Raw genomic sequence first — 3445 nt, 5'->3', positions numbered from 1 at the left:
TTAGATAGTTGGTCTAACAACGGGGAGGTCCGTTTTCTTATTATCTTTTGATATATAAAGATCCAGGCAGTTCCTCAATCAGTCCTAATAACTGGAGCCGTAACAGCAGAGGCGCTATCTGAGCCGGCAGAAGCTGGGTCTGCAGGGTAATATCTTCACGGGAACGGCCTTCGTCACAGGTCAGGCAGTCCAGGACGGTCGTTTCCAGTAACGTCAGATTCATCATTTTGGGAGGTGCTTTTTTGGCAGGGCTCCTGTTCCAGCCATATTCTTCCAGTAAATCGTCAATGCCGGTCAGCGGAATGGCCCCTTTGCGCAGCAGCGCATTGGTTCCCCGGCTTTGTTCGGAATACACGCTGCCAGGTATGGAAAAGACATCGCGTCCTTCTTCCAGAGCAAAATCAGCAGTAATCAACGATCCGCTGCGCAACGCAGCCTCTACGATGACGACACAGCGGCCCAGTCCGGCAATAATGCGGTTGCGGGCTGGAAAATTGATAGCCAGCGGCTTCATGCCGAAGGTATATTCACTGACAACAGCACCGCCTTTTTCAACAATTTCCTGAAACAGGCTTTTATGTTCCGGCGGATAACAGATATCAAGACCATTTGCTACGACAGCAACTGTATATCCCGACTGAGCAAGGGCCCCAGTATGGGCTTTGGCATCGATTCCTCTGGCCCCGCCGCTGATGACGGCAATATCGTGCATCGCCATGTTCTCTGCCAGGGTCTGCGTTACGTTTCGCCCATAAGGCGTTGCTTTTCTGGCGCCTACAACGGCAGCAGACTTGGTCATATCCTGCAGCACTCCCTGATAGTATAAGACAACAGGCGGATTATAGGTCAGTTTCAAAGCAGGCGGATAGTCTTCATCCCATAGAGAGATGAGCTTCGTCTGATGCCGGGACAGCTGCTGCAGCTGCCTGTCCCAATCGTAATCACTTCGGTATCGCTGCAGAGAACGATAAGCTTTTTCCGACAGAGGAACAGCCTGTTGCAGGGTATCTGCCGGTTGCTTCCACACTGCCTCGGCTGATCCAAAATGTGCGACAAGGGTACGAATACTGCGATGGCCGAGAAACGGCAGTGATGCCAGGGCTGCAGCATACAGGCGTTCGGGAAAAACAGACATTGTATCACATCCTTTGTTCCGTATGCCGATAACTGACGGCTTCGGCAATATGCGTATCCGTAATGACTTCCTCCTGGGAAAGATCGGCAATCGTACGGGCTACTTTGATCGTTCGGTCATAGCTGCGGGCACTGAGGTGAAGCGTATCAAATACATTGCGAAGCAATTCCCGGGCTTCTCCCGTCATGGGACAGGTCTGGCGAATTTCCCGATGTCCCATATGGGCATTGCAGCAAATTCCGTATACATGCAGCCGAGATTCCTGTCTTTCCCGGGCCGCTACGACGCGGCTGCGGATCTGAGCTGACGATTCCTGTGGTATTTCTGTAACCAATTCCTGATACTTTGGCCGCTCGACAGGAACATGCAGATCAATTCGATCCAGAAGGGGGCCGGAAATCTTACGGTTATACCGGCGGATCTCACTGGTTGTACAGGTACAATTTCGATTGTCATGACTGCCAAAAAATCCACAGGGACAGGGATTCATGGAAGCAATCAGCATGAATCGAGAAGGATATGACAATGATGCATTGACACGGGAAATGTGCACGGCCCCGTCTTCCAGCGGCTGCCGCAGGACTTCCAGGACAGAGCGGGGAAATTCCGGCAGTTCATCCAGAAACAGAACGCCATTATGACTCAGCGTGACTTCACCAGGCCGGGGAATCGATCCGCCGCCAATCAAACCGGCAGTGGAAATAGTGTGATGAGGACTGCGAAAAGGCCGTTCCGTTACCAGCTGTGCCTGCTGAAATAAGCCGGCCACACTGTAGATCTTGGTTACTTCCAGTGATTCCTGCATATTCATAGGCGGCAGAATCGTCGGAATTCGTTTGGCCAGCATCGTTTTTCCCGCTCCCGGCGGACCTGTAAGCAGCATATTATGACCGCCGGCAGCGGCGATTTCCAAGGCCCGTTTGGCTGTAAACTGTCCCTGTACTTCAGCAAAATCTACTGTATAGGCCGAAGTCAGCGGGCTGGCAGCTGCAGCTGAAGAAGGGGAAAGACGAGCCGTTCCCGTCAAATGTCCCATCATTTCGGACAGGGAAGAAACAGTATAAATAGTCATTCCCTGACACAGCAGTGCTTCAGCCGTATTTTCCTGACAGACAAAGCAGGTGTGGAAGCCTTCGGCAATTCCCTGCAGCAACATGGGCAATATCCCCGTAACTGGCCGTACCGCTCCGTCCAGGGCCAGTTCTCCAATGAATAAGGTATGCTCACATTGGGCAGGAGAAATTTGTCCGCTCGATACCATAATTCCCATTGCAATAGCGGCATCCAGACCGGCACTGTCTTTTTTCAGATCTGCCGGTGCCAGGTTGACTGTAATGCGCCGCATGGGGAATTCATAGCCGCTGTTTTTCATAGCTGACCGAACCCGCTCTTTTGATTCTTTTACCGACGTTGCTGCCAGCCCAACGATTTCAAAGGCTGGCAAACCATTGGCAATATCCGTTTCTACCGTAATAATATTGCCTTGCAGTCCCAATATAGTGGCTCCGTATATTCGCGCAAACATATAGATACACTCCTAAGGAGAAAGAGAAAAGGCGTGCCGAATATGATGAATGTGAAATTGTCCTGATGCTGATGGCATGACTTCAATCACGTCGAACCGACAGGGGAAATCCCAAATGTTATGGCGGGATAAATATGACATAGCAGCATGAATGATTTTCTGCTGCTTGCGCCTGGAAACAGCTTCACAGGGCTGTCCATGCCGGCAGGATCGCCGTGTCTTAACCTCAATAAACACCAGTGTGTCATTATCTCTGGCAATAATATCGATTTCGCCGGTACGGCTTCGGTAATTCCGCGTAAGTATTTGCATTTGTTTCTGGCAGGCCAGATAATCACAAGCCGCCAATTCACCAGCCTGTCCCAATACCTTATCATCCATATTCGTACTCCTTCATGTAAGATACTGTCAGCATAGCAGAGATAGATAAAAATAAGATGAGAAAGCCGTTAAAGATACATTAAGTTTACGCAAAAATCCCTCTATAAAGAAATATTTCTCTATAGAGGGGAAACGGCATTGCTATAATTCTGTATATTGACAGAACAGATTAAAATACTACCAGGAGGAGTCCGCCTATAGCAATACATGCAATGGCTATTCCGTGCACGAGACTGACATGTTCACCTAAAAACACAACAGCAAATAGAACAGACAGGACGACGCTTAACTTATCAATAGGCGCTACTTGTGATACAGGGCCTGTTTTCAGTGCCATAAAATAAAAGAGCCATGAACTGGCACCGGCTATTCCGCTCAGAATAATGAAAAACAGGGGCTTGGGC

At 49.7% G+C, this 3445-nt stretch carries 4 protein-coding genes; all 4 read right to left on the bottom strand.

Annotated features, from left to right (window positions below; translation table 11 throughout):
* Window positions 1–40: 40 nt before the first annotated feature.
* On the bottom strand, window positions 41–1135 hold the full coding sequence (gene dprA, locus Q3886_RS09565) for a DNA-processing protein DprA (RefSeq protein WP_301861221.1): 1095 nt from the start codon (window positions 1133–1135) through the stop codon (window positions 41–43).
* A gap of 4 nt (window positions 1136–1139) precedes the next feature.
* Entirely contained in the window at window positions 1140–2660 is a 1521-nt protein-coding gene (locus Q3886_RS09560) for a YifB family Mg chelatase-like AAA ATPase (RefSeq protein ID WP_301861220.1), read from the bottom strand.
* A 12-nt stretch (window positions 2661–2672) separates the two neighbouring features.
* A complete protein-coding gene (locus Q3886_RS09555) occupies window positions 2673–3041 on the bottom strand; it encodes a YraN family protein (protein WP_301861219.1) in 369 nt (122 codons plus the stop codon).
* Window positions 3042–3210: 169 nt separating this feature from the next.
* The coding region (locus Q3886_RS09550; RefSeq protein WP_301861218.1) for an EamA family transporter at window positions 3211–3445 on the bottom strand (235 nt) is incomplete at its 5' end.

It is taken from the genome of uncultured Megasphaera sp., assembly GCF_958350005.1.
Taxonomy (GTDB): domain Bacteria; phylum Bacillota; class Negativicutes; order Veillonellales; family Megasphaeraceae; genus Megasphaera.
Note: the sequence above shows the minus strand (reverse complement) of the source record. Positions and strands in the feature narration are given on the sequence as shown.

Coding starts and splice junctions, on each gene's coding strand:
- dprA (WP_301861221.1), bottom strand. CDS start 1,135: ATGTCTGTTTTTCCCGAACGCCTGTATGCTGCAGCCCTGGCATCACTG.
- Q3886_RS09560 (WP_301861220.1), bottom strand. CDS start 2,660: ATGTTTGCGCGAATATACGGAGCCACTATATTGGGACTGCAAGGCAAT.
- Q3886_RS09555 (WP_301861219.1), bottom strand. CDS start 3,041: ATGGATGATAAGGTATTGGGACAGGCTGGTGAATTGGCGGCTTGTGAT.